The following is a 22,444-nucleotide window of genomic DNA, read 5'->3' on the forward strand; positions in this document are numbered from 1 at the left end:
AAAAACGGTTTATCGCTTTACGACGGTCTCGTCCTTACTGTCGGCAACCACCGGGAAATCCTTAGTCCGAAAGCGCATGAAATATCGGATTCCGTCATCGACATGATTTCGATCAAATATTCCAGCGATAATCGCGTCCAGCGCTTCGCGGATACAGCCCGATGCTTGGCGGGATTACGTCACGCGACGCATCGGTTCAGACAACCATTGCGCACAGCGAAACGATTCGGCCTGATCGACTCCATTCAACCGGCATATGAATTCGACGCAATAATCCGGCGATCAATGGAATCGGTCGTGTCGGAATGCGGTGGCGGACATGCCGCTCGGCGCGAGATCATCCGTCATCCGTACGCGCGCGAACGCAACCCGTGCGTAGAATTTCCGCTCGCTCACCACCACCGCCCGCTCGGAGAACGACATTGCAGAACGCGTCGCCGCCACCCGCCTCGCCGAAGATCCTCGTCAGCATGTGCGTGCTCGGTCACCCCGTCCGTTACAACGGCTCGGCGAAGACCGCGGCGCACGAAACGCTCGCACGATGGCAGCGCGAAGGGCGCCTGGTGCCCGTGTGTCCGGAACTGGCAGGGGGATTGAGCGTGCCGCGTCCGCCCGCCGAAATCGCCGACGGGGAATCAGGGCAACGCGTTTTGTCGGGTGCCGCACGCATCGTCGACGTGCACGGCACCGACGTGACAGCGCCGTTCGTCGACGGCGCGCACACCGCGCTCGCGCTGGCACGCGCGCACGACTGCCGCTACGCGATCCTGGCGGACGGAAGTCCGTCGTGCGGAAGCAGTTTCATTTACGACGGGCGTTTTGCGGGCCGGCGGCATGCCGGCGCCGGTGTGACGGCGGCGCTGCTGCGCCAGCATGGCGTCGAGGTGTTCGCGGACACCGAGATCGACGCGCTCGTCGCACGCCTCGCGCAACGATCGCAAGCTGAATGACGATGTGGCCGGCACGTTGATCGCGTGCCAGCCACATCGTTTGGAGAGGGAACCCGGTCAAGCGGCGTGAACCTCGCCACGTGACCGGATGACGCGATCAGACGCGCTCGATCGCGATCGCGATGCCCTGGCCGACGCCGATGCACATCGTGCACAGCGCGAAGCGGCCGTTGGTGCGGTGCAGCTGATACATCGCCGTCGTCACGAGGCGCGCGCCCGACGCGCCGAGCGGATGGCCAAGCGCGATCGCGCCGCCGTTCGGGTTCACGCGAGGATCGTCGTCGGCGACGCCCAGCATGCGCAGCACCGCGAGGCCCTGCGACGCGAACGCTTCGTTCAGCTCGATCACGTCGAACTGGTCGATCGTCATCCCGAGCCGTGCGAGCAGCTTCTGCGTGGCCGGCGCGGGGCCGATACCCATCACGCGCGGCGCGACGCCCGCCGTCGCGATGCCGAGCACGCGTGCGCGCGGCGTCAGGCCGAAGCGCTTCGCAGTGGCTTCGTTCGCGAGCAGCAGCGCGGCGGCGCCGTCGTTGACACCCGACGCGTTGCCGGCCGTCACCGAGCCGTCCGGACGCACGACGCCCTTCAGCTTCGCGAGCGTTTCGAGCGACGTTTCGCGCGGATGCTCGTCACGCGAAAAAACGACCGGATCGCCCTTCTTCTGCGGAATCGTCACCGGGACGATTTCCTCGGCGAGCGTGCCGTCCTGCTGCGCACGCGCGGCCTTCTGCTGGCTGCGCAGCGCGAACAGGTCCTGGTCGGCGCGGCTGATGTTGTAATCGACCGCGACGTTCTCGGCCGTCTCCGGCATCGAATCGACGCCATGCAGTTGTTTCATCAGCGGATTGACGAAGCGCCAGCCGATCGTCGTGTCGTAGATGTCGGCCTGACGCGCAAATGCGCTGGCAGCCTTTCCCATCACGAACGGCGCGCGCGTCATGCTTTCGACGCCGCCGGCCACCATCAGCGCGGCTTCGCCCGATTTGATCGCACGCGCGGCCACACCGACCGCGTCCATCCCCGAACCGCACAGGCGGTTGATCGTCGAACCCGGCACGCCCTCCGGCAGACCCGCGAGCAGCGCGGACATGCGCGCGACGTTGCGGTTGTCCTCGCCGGCCTGGTTCGCGCAGCCGTAAATCACGTCGTCGATCGCCGTCCAGTCGACGTCGCGGTTACGCTCGACGAGTGCCTTGAGCGGCACCGCGCCGAGGTCGTCGGCGCGCACGCCGGACAGCGCGCCGCCGTAACGGCCGATCGGGGTACGAATCGCATCACACAGAAAAGCTTCGGTCATCAGTGTCTCCGGTCTCATGCAAGGCTGGGAAGTGAATGAAACGCGCCCCTTGCATTGCCCGCCGGGATGCGCTTAAATGTTCTATATACGAACATAAGATCGTGTATCGAACGTTCAAAGCATCATAGGGAGTGCGGGGACGACCTGTCAAGCGCCCGGTCCACGGTGCGGTTGGCGTGTCAGGCCCCATGCGCTATCTTCTCGGCTGCACGACAATCCGACCGTTCATGACAACCGAAGACATCCAGACGAAACCGGGCGACTCCTATGTGCAGTCGTTCGCGCGCGGCCTCGCGGTGATCCGCGCATTCGACGCCCAGCGCCCGGAGCAGACGCTCACCGAGGTTGCCTCGGCCACCGGGCTCACGCGCGCCGGCGCGCGCCGGATCCTGCTGACGCTGCAGACGCTCGGCTATGTCGAGGCCGACGGCCGGCTGTTCCGGCTCACGCCGAAGATCCTCGAACTCGGCTTCGCATATCTCACGTCGATGCCGTTCTGGAATCTCGCCGATCCGGTCATGGAGCAGCTGTCCGCGCAGATCCACGAAAGCTGCTCGGCCGCCGTGCTCGACCGCACCGAGATCGTCTACGTGCTGCGCGTGCCGACCCGCAAGATCATGACGATCAACCTGTCGATTGGCAGCCGCCTGCCCGCATACTGCACGTCGATGGGCCGTGTGCTGCTGTCCGCGCTCGACGACGCGGCGCTCGACGAAACGCTCGCGCAAAGCGGCATCCGCGCGCACACGCCGCGCACGATCACCGACATCGGCGAGCTGAAGGCGACGATCGCACAGGTGCGCCAGCAAGGCTGGGCCGTGGTCGACCAGGAACTCGAAGTGGGCTTGATGTCGATCTCGGCGCCGATCCGCAACCGGCGCGGGCAGGTGATCGCCGCGATGAACATCAGCGGCAACGCGCAGCGGCACACCGCGAAGCAGATGGTGAAGGAGTTTCTCGGGCCGCTGCAGCAGGCCGCGCAGACGGTGTCGGAGCTGGTGGCACGGCGCGGATGAGCGAAGGGGCGCGCGTCGTACCTGAGGGTGGTGCGCGGGCGGTAAGCGCGTATCGCCGCTTGCCGCCCGTCGTGCCGCGCCATGCTGTGCGTCAGTCCATCGATTCGCGCGCCGTCTCGCGCAGCATCGCGACCGCGATCAGCGACAGCACCACGCACGCGGCCACGTAACCGGCCGGCGCGAGCTTGCTGCCCGTCGTCTTCACGAGCCAGGTCGCGATCAGCTGCGCGGTGCCGCCGAAGATCGTCACCGCGAGCGCATACGCGATCGAGATGCCCGTCGCGCGCACGTGGCGCGGCAGCGATTCGCACATCAGCGCCATTTCGGATGCCGAACCGAGCGAATAGAACAGCAGCATCAGCGCGGTCAGCGGCAGGATCACCGGCAGCGTCGGATGATGGTTCATCAGCCAGAACGCCGGGAACAGCAGCAGGACCAGCACGCCGCGTCCGACGAAGATCGGCAGGCGCCGGCTGCCGAGGCGGTCCGACAGCCAGCCGAACAGCGGACACGTCACCAGCATCACGCAACCCGACGCCACGCCGACGAACATCGACAGCTTCATCGGCAGCCCGAGCGTATGGATCGCATAGGTCGGCATGTAGAACGTCAGGATGTAGGTCGACACCGTTCCGCCCATCACCGTCAGCATCAGCAGCAGCACCGTGCGCGTGTGCTGCGAGAACAGCTCGCGCAGCACACCGCGTTCGATCCCGTGATGGCTGTCGCCGGGCGCATCGTCCGCGAGCCGGCGGCGCAGATACATGCCGACCGGCGCGATCAGCACGCCCACGAGGAACGGCAGGCGCCAGCCCCAGCCCTCGAGCGCGTCCTTCGTCAGCGTGTTCGACAGCAGCGCCGCGAAGCCCGACCCCATCAACGCCGCGCCGCCCTGCGTCGCCAGCTGCCAGCTCGCGCGGAACGCGCGGTGCGACGTGCCGCCCTGCTCGATCAGCGTGGAAGTCGCCGCGCCGAACTCGCCGCCCTGCGAGAAGCCCTGCATCAGCCGCGCGCAGACCACCAGCAGCGGCGCGGCCACGCCGGCCTGCGCGTAGGTCGGCGCGATCGCGATCAGGCCGGTGCCGAGCGCCATCAGCATGATCGTCAGGTTCAGCGCGGCCTTGCGGCCCTTGCGGTCCGCATAGACGCCGAGCACGACGCTGCCGAGCGGCCGCGTGAAGAAGCCGGCGGCGAACGTCGCGACCGACAGCAGCAGCGACGTGGTCGGATCGCTCGACGGGAAGAACAGCTTGCCGATCAGCACCGCGAAAAAGCCGTACACGGTGAAATCGAAGAACTCCAGCCAGTTGCCGATCACGGCCGCCGCGATCGCGCCGCGCTTCGTGACGGCCGGTGCGCCGCGCGCATCGGTTTCGGCAGCCCCCGTCGACGCGGGGTGCAGCGCGAGATGGTCTTTCTGCATCGTTCGTTTCTCCTCTCAATGCGGCCGGAAGCGCCGGCCGCGCGCCGCCGCCGGGGTTACTGCCCGAGGTATCGCTCGACCAGACGCGTCCAGAACGCCGCGCCGATCGGCAGGTTGCGATCGTTGAAGTCGTACTTCGGGTTGTGCACCATGCAGCCGTCCTCGCCTTCGCCGTTGCCGAGCCGCACGAACGAGCCCGGCCGCTGCTGCAGCATGAACGCGAAATCCTCGCTGCCCATCAGCAGGTCGGCCTGCTCGACCACGTGCGCGTCGCCGACCAGCTCGCGCGCGACCTGCGCAGCGAAATCCGTTTCGGCATCCGTATTGACGACGACCGGATAGCCTTCGATGTACTCGACGTGCGCGGTCGCACCGTAACTCGCGGCCTGCGACTCGGCGAGCTCGACGATGCGGCGCTTGAGCAGCGCGCGCACGTCGGGGCTGAACGACCGCACGCTGAGGTCGAGGCGCGCGCCGTTCGGGATCACGTTGTTCGCGGTGCCCGCGTGCATCGAGCCGACCGTGACGACCGCCGGCTGCGACGGGTCGACGTTGCGCGCGACGATCGTCTGCAGCGCCATCACGATGCTCGCCGCGACGACCACCGGGTCGACCGTCAGGTGCGGCCGCGCCGCGTGGCCGCCGACGCCCTCGATCGAGATGATCGCCTTGTCGCCGGCCGACATGAACGGGCCGCGCCGCGTGAGGAACACGCCGGGCGCCGCGCCCGGATGGTTGTGCATGCCGAACACCGCATCGCACGGGAAGCGCTCGAACAGGCCGTCGTCGATCATCTTCTTCGCGCCGCTGTCGACGCCGTGCTCCTCCGCCGGCTGGAAATACAGGTGCACGGTGCCGGAGAAGTTGCGCGTCTTCGCGAGGTGTTGCGCGGCGCCGAGCAGCATCGTCGTGTGGCCGTCGTGGCCGCATGCGTGCATCTTGCCGTGCGTGCCGCTCGCGTACGGCAGGCCGGTCGCCTCCAGGATCGGCAGCGCGTCCATGTCCGCACGGATGCCGATGCTGCGCGTGCCGTCGCCGACGCGCAGCGTGCCGACCACCCCCGTCTTGCCGACCCCGCGCGTCACTTGCCAGCCCCATTGCTCGAGCTTGTCCGCGACGAGCGCGGCCGTCTCGTGCTCCTCGTACGCGAGCTCCGGATGATGGTGAATGTGGTGGCGAATCTCGCGCAGCCCGCCGGCGGCGGGCATCAGATCCTCGATTTCGGTGAATCGGACGTCGGTGGTCATCAAGCGGCTCCTGCTGATCGTCAGCGTGTCAGCCGCACGCGAACGGTTGCGTGCGGGAAAGCGAGCCACTATAGCGAGCCGATATCGGTTCAATAAGATGCGGAATTTTTCACCGCGATAAGATTTATTAATCAGGGTTAGTACGGGCACGGCGGAGGCCACTTCGCGTCCCGACCTCGTCGGCGCTTGTGTGATGCCCCTCGCAAACAAGCGCTGCTGGAGATTGCGTCTACCGGCTGCGTGGCCTCGGCACGAAAGGCATGAATTGGCCGAACGATCAAAAGAGAAGCGCGGGATGAAAAGAAGTAATTTTCTTTACAATCATGGCCTTGGACCATCACGCAGGGAAGCACGTCATCCCGCGCGCCGACGAACCGATCGGCGGCAAGGTGCGCGGCCGCATCGTCGTGGACGTCAGCGCACGACGCCGGCAACGGCCATCCGTCGATTCGATTCAGGCCGGCGGCTCGTGCGTCGAGACCGCGCGTACCACTTTATCCAGGAGACCTCATGACCGCTGCAGACAACGCGCCCGTCAGCCGCTTTCCCGTGCCGGCACTCGAAGACCTGCCCGACGACATTCGCGAACGGATCGCGACCGTCCAGGAGAAATCGGGCTTCGTCCCGAACGTATTCCTCACGCTCGCGCATCGCCCGGACGAGTTTCGCGCGTTCATGGCATACCACGATGCGCTGATGGACAAGCCGGGCAACCTCACCAAGGCCGAACGCGAGATGATCGTCGTGGCCACCAGCAGCGTGAACCAGTGTCAGTACTGCGTGATCGCGCACGGCGCGATCCTGCGCATTCGCGCGAAGGATCCGCTGATCGCCGACCAGGTCGCGATAAACTATCGCAAGGCCGACATCACCGCGCGACAGAAGGCGATGCTCGACTTCGCGATGAAGGTTTCGCAGACCGCGCACCAGGTGGGCGAAGCGGACTTCGATACGCTGAAGTCGCATGGCTTCACCGACGAGGACGCCTGGGACATCGCGGCGATCTCGGCGTTCTTCGGGATGTCGAATCGCATCGCGAACGTGACCAACATGCGGCCCAACGCGGAGTTCTACGCGCTAGGGCGCTGAGGGCGGCCGGCAACGGCGATCGTGATCGAAGACCGGCGTGCATGCGACCGGGCGTCATCCGGTCGCCGCGCGTCGGCGGGGCGTCGGCGCCGCGCTCGAGCGAACCCGCGCTGCCCCGGCTCCCAGACTTACCCGACCTTCTTCAACGCCTGCAGTCCCTCCGGCAACTTCGCGTCCGGGAACATCGTCGACAGCGTCGTATCGCGCCACCGCGCCGCCTCCTCTGCACGCTGCGCTTCCGCCTGCTCGCACACGAACAGCGCATCGCCGCCGAGCAGCAGACGCATCGGCACGTCGTCGCGACGCGACAACTCGACGATCAGCTTCGCGATCCGCGCCGGATCGCCGACCTCGTGGCCGCCGTACGCGCCGAGCAATTCGAGAATCTTCCCGACCGACGGCTGATAGTCGGGCAGCAGGCCGTCGACCTCGCGCTTCGCCTGCGCGGCCCATTCGGTGCGCATCCCGCCCGGCTCCAGCGTGCAGACGCGCACGCCGAACGGCGCGACTTCCTTCGACAGCACGTCGCTGAACCCGCCGACCGCCCACTTCGCGGCCTGATACGCGGACAGCCCGGGCGTCGACGTGCGCCCGCCGACCGACGACACCTGGAAGATGTGGCCCGCGCGCTGCGCACGCATCGTCGGCAGCACCGCGCGCGTCAGGTTGACCACGCCGAACAGGTTCGTTTCGATCTGGTCGCGGAAGTCATCGGCGCCGATCTGCTCGAACGGCGCCGTATGACCGTAGCCCGCGTTGTTCACCAGCACGTCGATGCGGCCGAACGCGTCGCGGGCAGCCGCAACCGCATGCGCGGCTGCCGCTGCGTCGGTCACGTCGAGTTCAATCGGCAGCAGCCGGTCGCCGTACCGTTCTTCCAGATCCGCGAGCCGCGCGGGATCGCGCGCACCGGCCGCCAGACGATCGCCCGCCGCCAGCACCGCTTCCGCGATCGAGCGCCCCAGGCCGCGTGCGGCCCCTGTTACCAGCCAGACTTTCGACATTTTCCACTCCTCGACAAGGTTGAAATCGCAAAATGAACGATTACTCACTCATTAATATGGGCGCTGAAACGGTGACTTTCACCGTGCCGCGCCCTGCCTGAAACCGCCTTCCGCCGCGGCGGATGCGCCCGAACCGAACGCGCCGCCAATCACCCGTCTCCCGCCGTCCGCCAGGCCGCCCGCCCGGCGAGCCGTCCACTCATACCGCGTGCAACACGGCCCACAGCGCACGAAACCCCGCTTCCCGGTATCCGTCGGCCAGCGCCGGATCGCGCGCGATCGATTCCATCGCCGTTTCCGCGATCGACGTGAACAGCGCCGCGCAGAACGCGTGCGCGTCGTCGGCCTTCAGCCCGCCCGCAGCCGCAACCTGCGCGCGCAGCAGCGAGCTGATCGCGCCGAACCCTTCGCCCCCGGCCGCGCGATGCGCGTCGTCGATGCGGCCACTCACGCCGAGCTGCTGCAGCGCGCGGCGCCCGTCCGGATTCGCGACGCCCCACGACACATAGCCGTTCCACGCATGCCGCATCGCCTGTTCGGCCGGCGCGTGTTCCGGAAACCCGGTCATCATCGCCTCGCGCATGTCGGCCTTCAGGCTCAGGTACAGCGCATTCAGCAGCGCATCCTTGGTCTCGAAATAGGTAAACACCGTGCCTTCCGCGACGCCGGCGAGCCGGGCAATGCGCGCGGTGGTCGCGCTCGCGCCGTCCTCCGCGAGCGCGCGGGCGGCGGCGGCGAGGATGGCGTCGTGCTTGTCGGGACTGCGCGGTCGGGCCACGTTCGATTCCTTTAATGAGTGAGCGCTCAATCATAATTACAACATGCGTGCCATGCAAGCGCTGTTACAACACGGGAACACATACACAATCGATCAAAAGCGTGCACTATTAGCGTTTTCACGTACTGGCGCGCCAACGAACCGGCGCCCGGCGCTTCGACGTTCGTTCCACGCTCACACCGCTTCAGACCGCGATCCACTCATGACGAATAAGCCCAACCAGACCGAAGCCGACCAGCCCGTCGACATGATCATCTTCGGCGGCGGCGGCGACCTGGCCGCCCGCAAGCTGTTGCCCGCGCTGTACATGGCGCACCTGCACTGCAACCTGCCGCCGGAGACGCGCATCATCGCGGTCGGCCGGCGCGACTGGGGCATCGACGGCTATCGCAAGTTCATGGACGAGCAATCGCGCCCGTTCATCGACGACAAGGCGTTCGACGCCGACGCATGGGCCCGCTTCCTCGACCTGTTCAAGTACGTGCTGATCGACGTGAACGCGCCGGAAGACTACGCACGGCTCGCCGACGCGGCGCGCGGCGATGCGATCCGCGTGTTCTACCTGTCGACGTCGCCGGAGCTGTTCACGACGATCTGCGACAACCTGTCGGCCGCGCACCTCGTCGATGCGCGCTCGCGCGTCGTCCTCGAAAAGCCGCTCGGCCACGATCTCGCGTCGGCGCAGGCGATCAACGATGCGGTCGGCAAGCATTTCGCGGAATCGCAGATCTACCGGATCGACCATTACCTCGGCAAGGAAACCGTGCAGAACCTGATGGTGCTGCGCTTCGGCAACCCGATCTTCGGGCCGCTGTGGCAGGCGCCGAGCATCCGCAGCGTGCAGATCACGGTGGCGGAGACGGTCGGCGTCGGCAGCCGCGCGGGCTTCTACGACCATACCGGCGCGCTGCGCGACATGGTGCAGAATCACCTGCTGCAACTGCTGTGCATCGTCGCGATGGAACCGCCGGTGTCGCTCGACCCGGACGCGGTGCGCGACGAGAAGCTGAAGGTGCTGCGCTCGCTGCGGCCGATGGCGCTGTCGGACGTCGCGCGCGACACGGTGCGCGGCCAGTACACGGCCGGCGCGGTCGACGGACAGCCGGTCAAGGGCTATCTCGAGGAGGACAACGTGCCGGCGGACAGCCACGCGGAAACCTTCGTCGCGCTGCGCGCGCACATCAACAACTGGCGCTGGGCGAACGTGCCGTTCTTCCTGCGCACCGGCAAGCGGCTGCAGCGCCGCCAGTCGGAAATCGTGATCGAGTTCGCGGACATGCCGTTCTCGATCATCCCGAGCGGCCCGCGCCACTACAGCAACCGCCTCGTGATCCAGCTCCAGCCGGAAGAGTCGATCCAGTTGCAGATGCTCGCGAAGGAGCCGGGCAGCGGGATGAAGATGGTGCCCGTGAGCCTGAACCTCGACCTGCAGCAGGCGATTCCGGAGCGGCGCGCGGAAGCGTACGAACGGCTGCTGATCGACGTGATCCGCGGCCGCCTCACGCACTTCATGCGCCGCGACGAGCTCGAAGCCGCATGGTCGTGGGTCGAACCGATCCTCGACGGCTGGAAGCAGCTCGGCGATCGCCCGCGCCTCTACACCGCGGGCACGTTCGGACCGGCGGCATCGTCGGCGCTGCTGGCGCGCGACAACATGTCGTGGTCTGAGGAAGCGTAAGCCTTGCACGACGGTGTGCCCGCGGCGCAAGCGCCGTGCGGCACGCCGGGTCACGCCGGCGCCCGAAGCCGGTCGCCCGCTGCCCTTCCAGCGCGCCGCCGTTACAGCGGCCCCATCCACGCAGCCTTGCGCCGCGTCGACCCATCGCTGCCGCTGCTCCCGCCGCCCAGCACCTCGATCATGTAATCGACGAACGACGCGATCCGCGACGAGATCGCAGTGTTCCGGTAATACACCGCGTTGATCGGCTGCTCGACCTCGAGCGTCTGCCGCGCGAGCACCTGCACGAGCCGGCCGGCCTCGCGATCCTGCGCGGTCATGAAGTCCGACAGGCACACCACGCCCGCCCCCTCCAGCGCGAGCTGCCGCAGCGTCTCGCCGCTCGACGACCAGATGCCGGGCTCGATGCGGCTCGGCTCGCCGTCCGCGCCGAGGATCGGCCACACGTTCAGCGATTCGGGCTGCGTGAAGCCGAGCAGCGTGTGCTTGCCGAGATCCTCCACCTTGCGCGGCTGGCCGTGCGCTTCGATGTACGCGGGGCTCGCGAGGATGCGCAACCGGCTGTTGCCGATTCGCCGGCTGTGCAGCGTCGAATCCTTCAGGCGGCCGATCCGGATCGCGACGTCGGTGCGCCGCTCGAGCAGGTCGATGATCCCCTCGTTGCTGTTCAGCTCCAGCTCGACCTTCGGAAAGCGTTCACGGTAGCCGCGCACGAGCGGCACGATCACATGCAGCATGAACGGTGTCGCGGCGTCGACGCGCAGCCGCCCCGACGGCATCTCGCGCCGCGCGAGCATCTGCTCCTCGGCGTTCTCGACCGATTCGATGATCGCGCGCGCATCCTGCAGGAACGCGCGCCCCTCTTCGGTCAGTTCGAGCCGGCGCGTGGTCCGGCGCAGCAGCGTGGTCTTCAGCTTCTCCTCGAGCCGCGCAAGCGTGCGGCTCGCCGCCGACACGGTGACGTCGAGCTGCTGCGCGGCGGCGGTGATCGAGCCGGTGTGGACCACGGCGGCAAAGGCCTGGAGTTCGTCGAGCGTGATTTTCATTGTTGACCTGAAATCAAAACAATTTGGTTTATAAACCAGTTTTTCAGCAAAAGTAAAGGCGGCACACTGCGATCCATTCTTACTGGAACCTGGATCCCGCCATGCCACTCGCCCTGCTTGCGCTGACCATCAGCGCCTTTGCCATCGGCACGACCGAATTCGTGATCGTCGGGCTGATCCCGACGATCGGCGCCGATCTCGGCGTCAGCCTGCCGTCGGCCGGCCTGCTCGTCAGCCTCTACGCGCTGAGCGTCGCGATCGGCGCGCCGCTCCTCACCGCGCTCACCGGCCGCGTGCCGCGCAAAACGCTGCTCGTCGCGCTGATGGCGCTGTTCACGATCGGCAACCTCGTCGCCTGGCAGGCGCCGGGCTACGAATCGCTGATCGTCGCGCGCGTGCTCACCGGCCTTGCGCACGGCGTGTTCTTCTCGGTCGGCTCGATCATCGCGACCACGCTCGTGCCAAAGGACAAGGCCGCCAGCGCAATCGCGACGATGTTCAGCGGCATGACCGTCGCGTTCGTCGCCGGCATCCCGCTCGGCACCTTCATCGGTCAGCACTTCGGCTGGCGCGCGACGTTCCTGATCGTCGCGCTGTTCGGCTTCGTCGCGTTCCTCGGCGCCGTGGCCTTCGTGCCGCGCGGCCTTCCGCGGACGCCGCCGGCGCCGCTCGCCCGTCAGTTCCGCGTGCTGGCCCAGCCGCGCCTGCTGCTCGTCTATGCGATGACGGCGGTCGGCTACGGCGGCTCGCTGATCGCGTTCACCTACATGGCACCGCTGCTCGAACAGATCGCCGGCTTCACGCCGTCGCAGGTCAGCCTCGTGCTCGTCGGCTACGGCGTGTCGGTCGCGTTCGGCAACGTGTGGGGCGGCAAACTCGCCGACCGCGTCGGCCCGGTCAAGGCGCTCAAGCAGATCTTCCTGCTGCTCGCGATCGTGCTGCTCGCACTGACCTTCACGGTGCACGTGAAGTGGCTCGCGGTGCTGACGATGCTCGCGTGGGGCGCGGTCGCATTCGGCAACGTGCCGGGCCTGCAGGTGTACGTCGTCAAGCAGGCGCGCCACTTCGCGCCGGACGCCACCGACGTTGCATCGGGCTTCAACATCGCCGCGTTCAACCTCGGCGTCGCCGGCGGCTCGTCGCTCGGCGGCCTGATCGTCGCGAACGTCGGCCTCGGCCACACGCCGTGGATCGCCGCCGTCGTCACGCTCGGCGCGTTCGCGCTGACCGCGCTGAGCGGCCGCCTCGATCGCGGCCAGGGCCTGCCCGAACGCACGGCCGAACCCGTCGAACTCGCCCATTGAACGTCACTTTCTGCAGGAGCCGCACAGCATGAACGCATCGACCCGACGTCCGCCGTTCGCCGGCAAGACTTTCGAAGTCCGTTACGACGGCCTCACCGCCCTCAACGCGTATGACGAGGACGGCCTCCACATGCGTTACGAGATCACCGAAGGCGCGTACGCCGGCGCGACGGGCGAAGTCGCCTTCACGTGGCAGCACGTCGCCGGCGAGACCTACGCGATCTCGTGGCAGGAAGCCGACCGCGCGACGGTCGTGCACATCGACGATTTTGCCGCCGGCACGTCGCGCTCGTTCTTCACCGCGTCGTCGCTCGACTTCTACCGGCTCGAAGGCAGCCTGCGCGCGATCTGAACGGAGACGCCCGACCATGTCCACTTCACTCGACAAACTCGCCGAAGGCGGCTTCACCATCGGCATCGAACTGCCGCTCGACAACGACTGGTCGCCGGCCGGCGACGCGAAGCGCCAGCATGACGGCCGCCGCCCCGGCGTGCCCGACCTGGAAATCCACGCGGAGCTCGCGCAACTGGCCGACACGCTCGGCTTCCGCGCGCTCTGGGTGCGCGACGTGCCGGTGTACGACCCGTCGTTCGGCGACGCCGCGCAGGTGTTCGAGACCTTCTCGTATCTCGGCTACCTCGCCGGCATCACGCGCGACATCCTGCTCGGCACGGCGGCCGTCGTGCTGCCGCTGCGCGAACCGCTGCTGACGCTGAAATCGGCCGCCACGATCCAGGAACTGAGCGGCGGCCGCCTGCTGCTCGGCGTCGCGAGCGGCGACCGGCCGGTCGAATATCCGCTGTTCGGCCGCGACTTCGCATCGCGCGGCGCCAACTTCCGCGACCAGATCGCGCTGCTGCGCGACGGCGCGCGCGCGCATCTGCCGCCCGGGCTCGACGTGCTGCCCGCCGCGCGCTCGACGGTGCCGCTGCTCGTCGCGGGTCTCGCGCAGCAGACGCCCGCATGGATCGGCGAGCACATGGACGGCTGCCTCGCGTATCCGGGCACGCCGGCCGATCACCTGCAGCGCGTCGCGAACTGGCGCGCGGTGGCCGGCAACAAGCCGTACGTGAGCTTCATCCACCTCGACCTCGCGGAAGATCCGCACGAGCCGCTGCAGCGGCACCGCTTCGGCGCGCGCGCCGGACGCATCGCGCTGACGGAGGAACTCGCAGCGATGCGCGCCGCCGGCGTGCAGCACATCGGCCTGCATTTCCGCCGCAACCGCCGCTCGCTCGACGAGACGCTGGCCGAGATCGCGTCGGACGTGCTGCCGGTGTTCCATGCGAATGCCGCGGCCGATGCGAACGCGCTGACGGGCGCCGCCTGAGGCCGCCACGCCGCCAGCCAGCGGGATCCACGACCAATATTTGACTTTAAATCAAATATTTTTGACCTCTAAAGGCGTTTATCTCATCAGTCCAGGGCGCCAGAATGATTTCCATACCGCAATCGCTCCACCTCTTCCAGGAACACATGATGAGCAACATTCCCGCATTCGGCCTCGGTACCTTCCGCCTGCAAGGCCAGGTCGTCATCGACTCGGTCCGCAACGGCCTCGAGGTCGGCTACCGCGCGATCGACACCGCGCAGATCTACGGCAACGAAGCCGAAGTCGGCGAAGCGATCGCCGCATCGGGCGTGCGCCGCGAAGACCTGTTCCTCACGACGAAGATCTGGGTCGACAACTACGCGCCGGAAAAGCTGGTCGCCAGCCTCGAGGAAAGCCTGCGCAAGCTGCGCACCGACTACGTCGACCTGACGCTGATCCACTGGCCGGCGCCTGAGAGCGGCGTGTCGGTCCAGGCATTCATGACCGCGCTCGCCGACGCGAAGGTGAAAGGTCTCACGCGCCGGATCGGCATCTCGAACTTCAACATCGAACTGACGAAGGAAGCGATCGCGGTGGTCGGCAAGGATGCGATCGCGACGAACCAGATCGAACTGAGCCCGTACCTGCAGAACCGCAAGCTGGTCGAATTCCTGAACGGCGAAGGCATCCACGTGACGTCGTACATGACGCTCGCATACGGCAAGGTGCTCGGCGACCCGGTGATCGGTGCGATCGCGCAACGTCACGACGCGACGCCGGCGCAGGTCGCGCTGGCCTGGGCCCTGCAGCTCGGCTACTCGGTGATCCCGTCGTCGACGAAGCGCGAAAACCTCGCAAGCAACCTGCTCGCGCAAACGTTGCGCCTGACCGACGAGGACATGGCGCAGATCGCCGCGCTCGAACGCAACGGCCGCGAAGTCGACCCGGTCGGCCTCGCGCCGAAGTGGGACTAAGGCCTGCTCCCGCTGATAACAGGCCCCGGCATCGCCCCCTCAATCGAACCGTCCGCGGCCAGCCGGCCGCGGCACCGACAGGAATCCCTCATGACCCAGGACCCGCTTTTCCAACCGCTGCAATTCGGCTCGCTGACACTGCCGAACCGCATCGTGATGCCGCCGATGACGCGTTCGCGCGCCAGCCAGCCCGGCGACGAAGCCAACGAACTGATGGCCGCGTATTACGCGCAGCGCGCGAGCGCGGGCCTGATCGTCAGCGAAGGCACCTACATCGCGCCGCTCGGCAAGGGCTACGCATGGACGCCCGGCATCCACACGCCGTCGCAGGTCGCCGGCTGGCGCAAGGTGACGGACGCCGTCCACGCAGCGCATGGCCGCATCTTCGCGCAGCTCTGGCACGTCGGCCGGCTGAGCCACACGAGCCTGCTCGGCGGCCGGCAACCCGTTTCGTCGTCGCCGCTCCAGGCGAAGGGCGTGAACGTGTTCGTCGCCGGTGAGGACGGCAGCACGCCGGGCTTCGTGCAGGCGTCCGAGCCGCGCGCGTTGTCCGTCGACGAAATCGGCGAGATCGTCGATCAATACCGCGCCGCCGCGCGCAACGCGATCGAAGCCGGTTTCGACGGCGTCGAGCTGCACGGCGCGAACGGCTATCTCGTGAACCAGTTCATCGACTCGAACGCGAACACGCGCACCGACGCGTACGGCGGCTCGCTCGACAACCGGCTGCGCTTCCTGCGCGAAGTCGCGCAGGCGTTGATCGAAGGCACCGGCGACGCGTCGCGCGTCGGCATCCGCCTCGCGCCGCTGACCACGCTGAACGGCTGCGTCGACGACGATCCCGAGACGACCTACCTCGCCGCCGCGAAGCTGCTCGGCGAACTCGGTGTCGGCTACCTGCACATCGCGGAAGCCGACTGGGACGACGCACCGCTGATGCCGGTCGAATTCAAGCAGCAGCTGCGTGCCGCGTTTCCTGGCGTGCTGATCTACGCCGGCGCGTACACCGCCGAGCGCGCGCGGGAAGGGATCGCCGCCGGCTGGGCCGACCTCGTCGCCTTCGGCCGACCGTTCGTCGCGAACCCCGACCTGCCCGAGCGCCTGCGCACCGGCGCCGCGCTCACGCCGCACGATCGCAACACGCTGTTCGGCGGCGGCGCACGGGGCCTGACCGACTATCCGACGCTCGCGCAGGCCGCGGCCTGACCGATCGACAGGAGTCCGACATGAGAATCACGTCCCCTTCCCGCCTGGGTTTCGGCACCGCGCCACTGGGCAACATGTATCGGGACATCCCGAACGAAGAAGCACTGGCCACCGTCGACGCGGCATGGGAAAGCGGTATCCGCTACTTCGACGCGGCGCCGCTGTATGGCGCCGGCCTCGCCGAGCTGCGCCTCGGTGAAGCGCTCGCCGGCCGGCCGCGCGATGAATATTCGCTCGGCACCAAGGTCGGCCGCCTCGTGCTCGACGAGCACGAGGATGCGTCGCAGCGCGATCTCGGCGAGAAGGGCGGCCTGTTCCGCCATGGCCTGCCGAACAAGATCGTCTACGACTACACGGAAGACGGCACGCTGCGCTCGATCGAAGCAAGCCTCGAGCGGCTGCGCACCGACCGCCTCGACACCGTGTGGATCCACGATCCGGCGATCGACTTCCACGGCGAGCGCTGGCTCGACGTGTTCGACGTCGCGATGTCGGGTGCGGCCAAGGCACTCACACGGCTGCGCGACGAGAAAGTCATCAAGGGCTGGGGCCTCGGCGTGAACCGGATCGAGCCGTGCGAGCTCGCGCTCGAGCGCTCGGACCCGGACGGCTTCCTGCTCGCCGGCCGCTACACGCTGCTCGACCATGCCGGCGCGCTCGAACGGCTGATGCCGGAAAGCGCCGTGCGCAGCCTCGGCATCATCGTCGGCGGCCCGTACAACTCTGGCGTGCTCGCGGGCGGCACCCACTTCGAATACCAGCCGGCCACGCAGGAGATGCTCGACCGCGTCGCGCGCATCCGGCAGATCAGCGAGCAGTTCGGCGTCGATGTCCGCGCGGTGGCGCTGCAGTTCTCGCTCGCGCACCCGGCCGTCGCGGCCGTGATCCCCGGCGCGAGCCGGCCCGAGCGCATCGACGAGAACCTGCGGCTCGCGTCGGCGCCGATTCCGGCAAGCCTGTGGGACGCACTGAAGGCCGAGCGCCTGATCGCGGAACACGCGCCGACACCGGCCGGCGCGGCCTGAGCCGCTTGCGCGCGACCGCCGCGACGAGCGGCCGCGCACATCCATTCCCGTGCAATCGCGGCGGCTATCGCCGCGATTGCCATTTCCGAATTGCAGCCTGCGCAATCGCCGTCTAACGTTCATAAGATCGACTTCGCACGACCGTCACCCGACCTGAAAGGACGCTCCGCCATGCCAAGCCGCTTTCCGAAACGCGACATGCTGCAGGCCCTCGCGGCCCTTTCGTTCGCGGCCTGCATCTTGCCGGCCCATGCCGACGATGCAACCGGTCTCGTGCCGCCCCAGCCGGCGTCGCCCGTGCTGTCGACGACCGCGACCGGCGTGCAGATCTACGCATGCGAATACGACGCCGGGCACCGGCTCGCGTGGGCATTCCAGCGCCCGGAAGCGATGCTGTTCGACGCCACCGGCGCGCTCGTCGTCCGGCACGGCGCGGGACCGTCGTGGGAATCGCTCGACGGCAGCCGCATCACCGGCAAGAAGCTCGCGGAAACGCCCAGCGCGCACCCGGGCAGCATTGCGCAACTCCTGCTCGCCGCGACGCCGGCAGCAGCCGGCACGCTCGCCGGCGTGCGCTTCGTACAGCGGCTCGATACCGTGGGCGGCACGCCGCCGGAGGCGACGTGTGCGACCGAACATGCGATCGGCCGCTTTCCGTATTTCGCGCGATACGTGTTCCTGAAGTAACGCGCGGCGGCATCCCGAAGCGCGGACGCCGCTACCGTGATGCTCACAAGTCCATTTGATCAGTTATCCTGCATTTACCGATCGTATGTCCGGTGTATTCATCGTCATCGATCCGGCAAGCACATGATGCGCGCGCGTCAGCGCGTGCGCATCGACAGCTCGACGTCGCCGCCGAACGGGACCGACAGATAGCCGTTTTCCGGCGCGCGCACGTAGGCGAGGTAGTCGGGACTGTATTGCGCGTTGTCGGCAATGACGAACGCGCCGGGCCGCAGCCGGCGCTCGACCAGCGCGAGCACCTCGGGATACAGCGCCTTCGCACCGTCGAGCAGCAGCAGATCGACCGTCTCGGGCAGATCGGCCGCCAGCGTGCGCAGCGCATCGCCTTCGCGGATCTCGACGAGATCGGCCAACCCGCCGGCCGCCAGGTTCTCGCGCGCCCGCGCGACCTTCGACGCCTCGAACTCGCTCGTGATCAGCCGGCCGCCGCCGTTGTCGCGCAGCGCGGCCGCGAGGTGCAGCGTCGAGATACCGAACGACATGCCGAATTCGACGATGGCGCGCGCGCCGTTACTACGCGCGAGCATGTACAGCAGCGTGCCCGTCTCGCGCGACACCGCGAGCGGATAGTCCTTCAGGCGTGCATAGAAATCGGCGTAATCTGTCTTGCTGCGCATCAGCCGCGCGTGCTCGTCGTGCGTCAGGTCGGCGAAGTCCGGGCTCGACGCGGGCGACGATGCGTCGGCTTCGTCGAACAGGCGCGCGAGCAGCGACGCCAGCGGGTCGTGAATCAGGGTGGTCATGCGAATCTCCGGTGTCAGGTTGAGTGCGTCAGGGCGCCCGACTAGAATATGACGAACTATTCAGGTTTTACTATTCGCATTGGCAGACCCGTCATGACCGACCGCCGCAACGCCCCGATCGCCTCGCGCAGACTGCCTCGGCAGGCCCGCTCGACCCAGCTTGTCGATGACGTGCTGCAGGCCGCTATTCAGGTTCTGGCGACCGAAGGCGCGCAGCGCTTCACGATGGCGCGCGTCGCCGAGCGCGCCGGTGTGAGCGTCGGTTCGCTGTATCAGTACTTCCCGAACAAGGCGGCCGTGCTGTTCCGGCTGCAGCACGACGAGTGGCGCCAGACGTCCGGGATGCTGCGCGGGATACTGGAAGATCCGCACAAGACGCCGCCCGAGCGGCTGCGCACGGCCGTCCATGCGTTCATCCGCTCGGAATGCGACGAGGCGCGAATGCGCATCGCGCTCGACGACGCCGCGCCGCTCTATCGCGATACACCCGAGGCGCAGGAAGCGAAGGCCGCCGGCAACCGGATCTTCAGCGCGTTCATGCTCGACGCGCTGCCCGACGCACCGGATGCCACGCGCGCGCTCGCGTGCGAGCTCATCACGAGCACGCTCACGAGTTCCGGCAAGGCGTTTTCGGAAACCGAACGCACGCCGGCCGAAATCGACGCGTACTCGGCCGCGATGGCCGACATGTTCTGCGCGTATCTCGCGCAGCTCGCGCGCGGCTGACGCAACGACGGAGACGACGGCAACGACGCACGCCAGCGCAGCACGCGCGCGGCCCCGGTATGATCCGGACTCACGTTGCGCACGGCGGCGCGGCGCGTCACGCGCGGCCGTATTCACGCACCTGCGCGGCCTCGATGAAAGACATTCGTAATATCCGATGCGTCACCCGCTCCGCCCCTGCCCGCCGATCCAGCATTCGAATAATCGCCTTAACGGATTCGAACTAGGCGTATACACGCGTTCCGCGACGACGAAGCCCCGTTGCACGCCGATATAAGCGCTGCGACATGCGCTGCATGCTCGTCCCCCAATGGGACGTGACGGGCCGTTCGCCTAACCTTCGCTACGGCAAAGCACACGTGACGGGGTCGACTACACCACGCGTCGTACGACGCGACACGCGCGCCCATCGACGCGCGGACGACGACACGAATCGCGCGTGATGCGTCCCCACGACGCTGCCGATAATTTCAACCAGATTCGAGACACCCTGACGACGGCCTGCCACGGGCCGTTTCAGCATGCTGATAAAGGAGCAAGCTCATGAGTGATACCCCGGTGCAGCCGACGGTCGGCGTCGGCGCGGAAGAAACGGACTTCGGCACCAAGGGAGTCATCGACCGGTACTTCGGCATTTCGTCGCGCGGCAGCACGCAGCGTCGCGAAATCGTCGCGGGCGTGACCACTTTCCTCGCGATGGTCTATTCCGTGTTCGTCGTGCCCGGCATGTTCGGCAAGGCCGGCTTCGACACGAGCGCGGTATTCGTCGCGGTCTGCCTCACCACCGCCTTCGGTTCGCTGCTGATGGGCCTGTGGGCGAAGCTGCCGATCGCGATCGGCTGCGCGATCTCGCTGACGGCGTTCACGGCGTTCGGCCTCGTGCTCGGCAAGGGCCTGCAGCCGACCGTCGCGCTCGGCGCCGTGTTCCTGATGGGCCTCGTGTTCACGGGCATTTCGGTCACCGGCGTGCGTTCGTGGATCCTGCGCAACCTGCCCGCGGGCGTCGCGCACGGCACCGGCATCGGCATCGGCCTGTTCCTGCTGCTGATCGCGTCGAACGACGTCGGTCTCGTGATCAAGAATCCGGGCGCCGGCCTGCCGGTCTCGCTCGGCCAGATCACCGCGTTCCCGGTCATCATGTCGGTCGTCGGCCTCGCCGCGATCTTCGGGCTCGAGAAGCGTCGCGTGCCCGGCGGCATCCTGCTCGTCGTGGTCGCAATCTCGCTGATCGGCCTCGCGTTCGATCCGGCCGTGAAGTATCGCGGCATCTTCGCGCTGCCGTCGCTGAGCGCACCGGGCCACGCCTCGCTGATCGGCGCGATGGACATCAAGGGCGCGCTGTCGATGGCCGTGCTGCCGAGCGTGCTGGCACTCGTGATGACCGCCGTGTTCGACGCGACCGGCACGATCCGCGCGGTCGCCGGTCAGGCGGGCCAGCTCGACGAGAACGGCCGCATCATCAACGGCGGCCGCGCGCTGACCGCCGATTCGGTCAGCTCGATCTTCTCCGGCTTCCTCGGCGGCGCGCCGGCCGCGGCCTACATCGAGTCGAGCGTCGGCGTGGCCGCCGGTGCGAAGACGGGCCTCGCGGCCGCGGTGGTCGGCGTGCTGTTCCTGGTCGTGATGTTCTTCTCGCCGCTCGCGGGCCTCGTGCCGTCGTACGCAACGGCCCCCGCGCTGATGTACGTCGGCCTGCTGATGCTCGGCAGCGTGAGCAAGCTGCACATGGACGACATGGTCGATGCGATGTCGGGACTCGTGTGCGCGGTATTCATCGTGCTGACCGCGAACATCGTGACCGGCATCATGCTCGGCTTCTCGACGCTCGTGATCGGCCGCATCGCCAGCGGCGAATTCCGCAAGCTCAACGTCGGCACCGTGCTCATCGCGGCCGTGCTCGTCACGTTCTATCTCGGCGGCTGGGCGATCTGACCGCGCATCATGCGCGACGTCGCCGGCACAAGGGCGGCGCGCATCGGGACGATCCCGTCTCCTCCACCATCGTCGTTGATGGTCTCCAGGCCTGGAAACGCATGTTTCCAGGCCTTTTTTGTCGGTGCGGCCGGCGGTGCGGCGCGTCGCGCCGCGCGTGCGCACGCGGTGCTACGATCGCATTTTGTCCCCCGGAACGCCCATGAATCCGTTCGGCATCGTCTCTGAATCAGACACGCGGACCGCGGCGAGCAAGCCGCCTTTCATCCCGTCGTTCGGCTTCGTCGAAGTTCATGAATCCCGGCCGATCGACGCGCCGCCGTCGCGCATCATCGACGCCGTGGCCGCGCTCGACATGCGCGCCGATCCGGTCATCGATGCGCTGCTTGCCGTGCGCGAATCGCCGGCGGCCATCGCGCGTGCGCTGGCCAACCGCCCCGCCGAAGGCGCACGCGAACGCTTCGGCTTCGATACGTTCACGCTGCTGCATCGCGACGAGACGTCGCTGTCGCTGGGGCTCATCGGACGCTTCTGGCGCCCGACGCCCGACGTGCGCACGATCGACGACGCCGAGGCCTTCGTCCGGCACGACGATCCGCGCGATGCGAAGCTGGTGCTGCGGTTCGAGGTCGTCGGACTGTCGTCCGGCACGCGCCTGCTGCGCACCGAAACCTTCGTGCACTGTCCGAGCACGCGCACGCGCCTGCTGTTTCTGCCGTACTGGCTCGCGATCCGGCTCGCGAGCGGCTGGATCCGCCGCCGCACGCTCGCGGCCGTCGAACTGGCGCTTGCCTGACACACCCGGCCGCCACGATATCTTCACGCGGTGCGTCGTAGCGCGGCGCATCGCGACGACGTCACGCCCCGCATGCACCATCATCTGCAATCCTGATCGGTTCGCCGTCGATCTCGACGAAGAAATGCCGTAGCGTGCCCCGCGGTT

Annotated in this window: 21 protein-coding genes; 14 read left to right on the forward strand and 7 right to left on the reverse strand. The window is 67.5% G+C overall.

Annotated elements, in window-relative coordinates; genetic code table 11:
* The first annotated feature begins 470 nt into the window (after positions 1-470).
* Positions 471-950 (forward strand): 2-thiouracil desulfurase family protein, encoded by a 480-nt coding sequence (locus BTE28158_RS09905; RefSeq protein WP_420868019.1) that lies wholly within the window; start codon positions 471-473, stop codon positions 948-950.
* 97 nt (positions 951-1,047) lie between these two features.
* Here BTE28158_RS09905 and pcaF read toward each other — a convergent pair whose 3' ends face one another.
* Positions 1,048-2,250 carry a 3-oxoadipyl-CoA thiolase gene (gene pcaF, locus BTE28158_RS09910; RefSeq protein WP_059599074.1) on the reverse strand — a complete coding sequence of 401 codons (1,203 nt, stop codon included), beginning with the start codon at positions 2,248-2,250 and terminating at the stop codon, positions 1,048-1,050.
* Positions 2,251-2,477: 227 nt separating this feature from the next.
* Between pcaF and BTE28158_RS09915 the strand changes: the two genes are divergently transcribed.
* Entirely contained in the window at positions 2,478-3,266 is a 789-nt protein-coding gene (locus BTE28158_RS09915) for an IclR family transcriptional regulator (RefSeq protein ID WP_059599073.1), read from the forward strand.
* 91 nt (positions 3,267-3,357) lie between these two features.
* Here the strand turns inward: BTE28158_RS09915 and BTE28158_RS09920 are convergent, their stop codons facing one another.
* Positions 3,358-4,689 (reverse strand): MFS transporter, encoded by a 1,332-nt coding sequence (locus tag BTE28158_RS09920; RefSeq protein ID WP_151048995.1) that lies wholly within the window; start codon positions 4,687-4,689, stop codon positions 3,358-3,360.
* A 56-nt stretch (positions 4,690-4,745) separates the two neighbouring features.
* Positions 4,746-5,936, reverse strand: coding sequence for a M20 aminoacylase family protein (locus BTE28158_RS09925; protein WP_151048996.1), 1,191 nt, complete (start codon positions 5,934-5,936; stop codon positions 4,746-4,748).
* A gap of 510 nt (positions 5,937-6,446) precedes the next feature.
* On the opposite strand from BTE28158_RS09925, the gene BTE28158_RS09930 reads away from it, so the two are divergent.
* The gene (locus tag BTE28158_RS09930; protein ID WP_151048997.1) at positions 6,447-7,025 is read left to right on the forward strand and encodes a peroxidase-related enzyme; all 579 of its coding nucleotides are present in this window, start codon (positions 6,447-6,449) and stop codon (positions 7,023-7,025) included.
* Positions 7,026-7,153: 128 nt separating this feature from the next.
* Here the strand turns inward: BTE28158_RS09930 and BTE28158_RS09935 are convergent, their stop codons facing one another.
* The gene (locus BTE28158_RS09935) at positions 7,154-8,029 is read right to left on the reverse strand and encodes an SDR family NAD(P)-dependent oxidoreductase (RefSeq protein WP_124901679.1); all 876 of its coding nucleotides are present in this window, start codon (positions 8,027-8,029) and stop codon (positions 7,154-7,156) included.
* Between the two features lie 199 nt (positions 8,030-8,228).
* Positions 8,229-8,807 carry a TetR/AcrR family transcriptional regulator gene (locus BTE28158_RS09940; protein ID WP_151048998.1) on the reverse strand — a complete coding sequence of 193 codons (579 nt, stop codon included), beginning with the start codon at positions 8,805-8,807 and terminating at the stop codon, positions 8,229-8,231.
* 202 nt (positions 8,808-9,009) lie between these two features.
* On the opposite strand from BTE28158_RS09940, the gene zwf reads away from it, so the two are divergent.
* Positions 9,010-10,485 (forward strand): glucose-6-phosphate dehydrogenase, encoded by a 1,476-nt coding sequence (gene zwf / locus BTE28158_RS09945; protein ID WP_059528548.1) that lies wholly within the window; start codon positions 9,010-9,012, stop codon positions 10,483-10,485.
* A 101-nt stretch (positions 10,486-10,586) separates the two neighbouring features.
* Here the strand turns inward: zwf and BTE28158_RS09950 are convergent, their stop codons facing one another.
* On the reverse strand, positions 10,587-11,531 hold the full coding sequence (locus tag BTE28158_RS09950; RefSeq protein WP_151048999.1) for a LysR family transcriptional regulator: 945 nt from the start codon (positions 11,529-11,531) through the stop codon (positions 10,587-10,589).
* A 101-nt stretch (positions 11,532-11,632) separates the two neighbouring features.
* On the opposite strand from BTE28158_RS09950, the gene BTE28158_RS09955 reads away from it, so the two are divergent.
* From BTE28158_RS09955 to BTE28158_RS09985, 7 genes are all read left to right on the forward strand, one after another.
* Positions 11,633-12,835: an MFS transporter gene (locus BTE28158_RS09955; protein WP_151049000.1), complete on the forward strand. Its 1,203-nt coding sequence runs from the start codon at positions 11,633-11,635 to the stop codon at positions 12,833-12,835.
* Positions 12,836-12,863: 28 nt separating this feature from the next.
* Positions 12,864-13,187, forward strand: a complete 324-nt coding sequence (locus BTE28158_RS09960) for a MoaF-related domain-containing protein (RefSeq protein WP_151049001.1) — start codon at positions 12,864-12,866, stop codon at positions 13,185-13,187.
* 16 nt (positions 13,188-13,203) lie between these two features.
* Positions 13,204-14,166 carry an LLM class oxidoreductase gene (locus BTE28158_RS09965; protein WP_151049002.1) on the forward strand — a complete coding sequence of 321 codons (963 nt, stop codon included), beginning with the start codon at positions 13,204-13,206 and terminating at the stop codon, positions 14,164-14,166.
* A 149-nt stretch (positions 14,167-14,315) separates the two neighbouring features.
* Positions 14,316-15,122 carry a 2,5-didehydrogluconate reductase DkgB gene (dkgB, locus tag BTE28158_RS09970; RefSeq protein WP_151049003.1) on the forward strand — a complete coding sequence of 269 codons (807 nt, stop codon included), beginning with the start codon at positions 14,316-14,318 and terminating at the stop codon, positions 15,120-15,122.
* 90 nt (positions 15,123-15,212) lie between these two features.
* Positions 15,213-16,328: an alkene reductase gene (locus BTE28158_RS09975; RefSeq protein WP_151049004.1), complete on the forward strand. Its 1,116-nt coding sequence runs from the start codon at positions 15,213-15,215 to the stop codon at positions 16,326-16,328.
* A 20-nt stretch (positions 16,329-16,348) separates the two neighbouring features.
* Complete coding sequence (locus BTE28158_RS09980; RefSeq protein WP_151049005.1) at positions 16,349-17,353, forward strand: aldo/keto reductase; 1,005 nt, start codon at positions 16,349-16,351, stop codon at positions 17,351-17,353.
* A gap of 171 nt (positions 17,354-17,524) precedes the next feature.
* Positions 17,525-18,040 (forward strand): DUF3455 domain-containing protein, encoded by a 516-nt coding sequence (locus tag BTE28158_RS09985; RefSeq protein ID WP_151049006.1) that lies wholly within the window; start codon positions 17,525-17,527, stop codon positions 18,038-18,040.
* Between the two features lie 137 nt (positions 18,041-18,177).
* On the opposite strand, the gene BTE28158_RS09990 is transcribed toward BTE28158_RS09985, so the two are convergent.
* Entirely contained in the window at positions 18,178-18,843 is a 666-nt protein-coding gene (locus BTE28158_RS09990; protein WP_059608108.1) for an O-methyltransferase, read from the reverse strand.
* A 93-nt stretch (positions 18,844-18,936) separates the two neighbouring features.
* Here BTE28158_RS09990 and BTE28158_RS09995 point away from each other — a divergent pair, with 93 nt between their 5' ends.
* The 3 genes from BTE28158_RS09995 to BTE28158_RS10005 all read left to right on the forward strand — a co-directional run bounded on the left by BTE28158_RS09995 (position 18,937) and on the right by BTE28158_RS10005 (position 22,297).
* The gene (locus BTE28158_RS09995) at positions 18,937-19,569 is read left to right on the forward strand and encodes a TetR/AcrR family transcriptional regulator (protein WP_239007226.1); all 633 of its coding nucleotides are present in this window, start codon (positions 18,937-18,939) and stop codon (positions 19,567-19,569) included.
* A gap of 543 nt (positions 19,570-20,112) precedes the next feature.
* Complete coding sequence (locus BTE28158_RS10000) at positions 20,113-21,501, forward strand: NCS2 family permease (protein ID WP_124624344.1); 1,389 nt, start codon at positions 20,113-20,115, stop codon at positions 21,499-21,501.
* A gap of 202 nt (positions 21,502-21,703) precedes the next feature.
* On the forward strand, positions 21,704-22,297 hold the full coding sequence (locus tag BTE28158_RS10005; protein WP_151049008.1) for a hypothetical protein: 594 nt from the start codon (positions 21,704-21,706) through the stop codon (positions 22,295-22,297).
* Positions 22,298-22,444 lie beyond the last annotated feature (147 nt).

It is taken from the genome of Burkholderia diffusa, from assembly GCF_902499115.1.
In the GTDB taxonomy this organism is placed as follows: domain Bacteria; phylum Pseudomonadota; class Gammaproteobacteria; order Burkholderiales; family Burkholderiaceae; genus Burkholderia; species Burkholderia diffusa.

Coding starts and splice junctions, on each gene's coding strand:
- BTE28158_RS09985 (WP_151049006.1), top strand. CDS start 17,525: ATGCCAAGCCGCTTTCCGAAACGCGACATGCTGCAGGCCCTCGCGGCC.
- BTE28158_RS09915 (WP_059599073.1), top strand. CDS start 2,478: ATGACAACCGAAGACATCCAGACGAAACCGGGCGACTCCTATGTGCAG.
- BTE28158_RS09965 (WP_151049002.1), top strand. CDS start 13,204: ATGTCCACTTCACTCGACAAACTCGCCGAAGGCGGCTTCACCATCGGC.
- BTE28158_RS09920 (WP_151048995.1), bottom strand. CDS start 4,689: ATGCAGAAAGACCATCTCGCGCTGCACCCCGCGTCGACGGGGGCTGCC.
- BTE28158_RS09990 (WP_059608108.1), bottom strand. CDS start 18,843: ATGACCACCCTGATTCACGACCCGCTGGCGTCGCTGCTCGCGCGCCTG.
- BTE28158_RS09975 (WP_151049004.1), top strand. CDS start 15,213: ATGACCCAGGACCCGCTTTTCCAACCGCTGCAATTCGGCTCGCTGACA.
- dkgB (WP_151049003.1), top strand. CDS start 14,316: ATGAGCAACATTCCCGCATTCGGCCTCGGTACCTTCCGCCTGCAAGGC.
- BTE28158_RS09930 (WP_151048997.1), top strand. CDS start 6,447: ATGACCGCTGCAGACAACGCGCCCGTCAGCCGCTTTCCCGTGCCGGCA.
- pcaF (WP_059599074.1), bottom strand. CDS start 2,250: ATGACCGAAGCTTTTCTGTGTGATGCGATTCGTACCCCGATCGGCCGT.
- BTE28158_RS09905 (WP_420868019.1), top strand. CDS start 471: ATGTGCGTGCTCGGTCACCCCGTCCGTTACAACGGCTCGGCGAAGACC.
- BTE28158_RS09925 (WP_151048996.1), bottom strand. CDS start 5,936: ATGACCACCGACGTCCGATTCACCGAAATCGAGGATCTGATGCCCGCC.
- BTE28158_RS10000 (WP_124624344.1), top strand. CDS start 20,113: ATGAGTGATACCCCGGTGCAGCCGACGGTCGGCGTCGGCGCGGAAGAA.
- BTE28158_RS09950 (WP_151048999.1), bottom strand. CDS start 11,531: ATGAAAATCACGCTCGACGAACTCCAGGCCTTTGCCGCCGTGGTCCAC.
- BTE28158_RS09980 (WP_151049005.1), top strand. CDS start 16,349: ATGAGAATCACGTCCCCTTCCCGCCTGGGTTTCGGCACCGCGCCACTG.
- zwf (WP_059528548.1), top strand. CDS start 9,010: ATGACGAATAAGCCCAACCAGACCGAAGCCGACCAGCCCGTCGACATG.
- BTE28158_RS09955 (WP_151049000.1), top strand. CDS start 11,633: ATGCCACTCGCCCTGCTTGCGCTGACCATCAGCGCCTTTGCCATCGGC.
- BTE28158_RS09995 (WP_239007226.1), top strand. CDS start 18,937: ATGACCGACCGCCGCAACGCCCCGATCGCCTCGCGCAGACTGCCTCGG.
- BTE28158_RS09960 (WP_151049001.1), top strand. CDS start 12,864: ATGAACGCATCGACCCGACGTCCGCCGTTCGCCGGCAAGACTTTCGAA.
- BTE28158_RS09935 (WP_124901679.1), bottom strand. CDS start 8,029: ATGTCGAAAGTCTGGCTGGTAACAGGGGCCGCACGCGGCCTGGGGCGC.
- BTE28158_RS10005 (WP_151049008.1), top strand. CDS start 21,704: ATGAATCCGTTCGGCATCGTCTCTGAATCAGACACGCGGACCGCGGCG.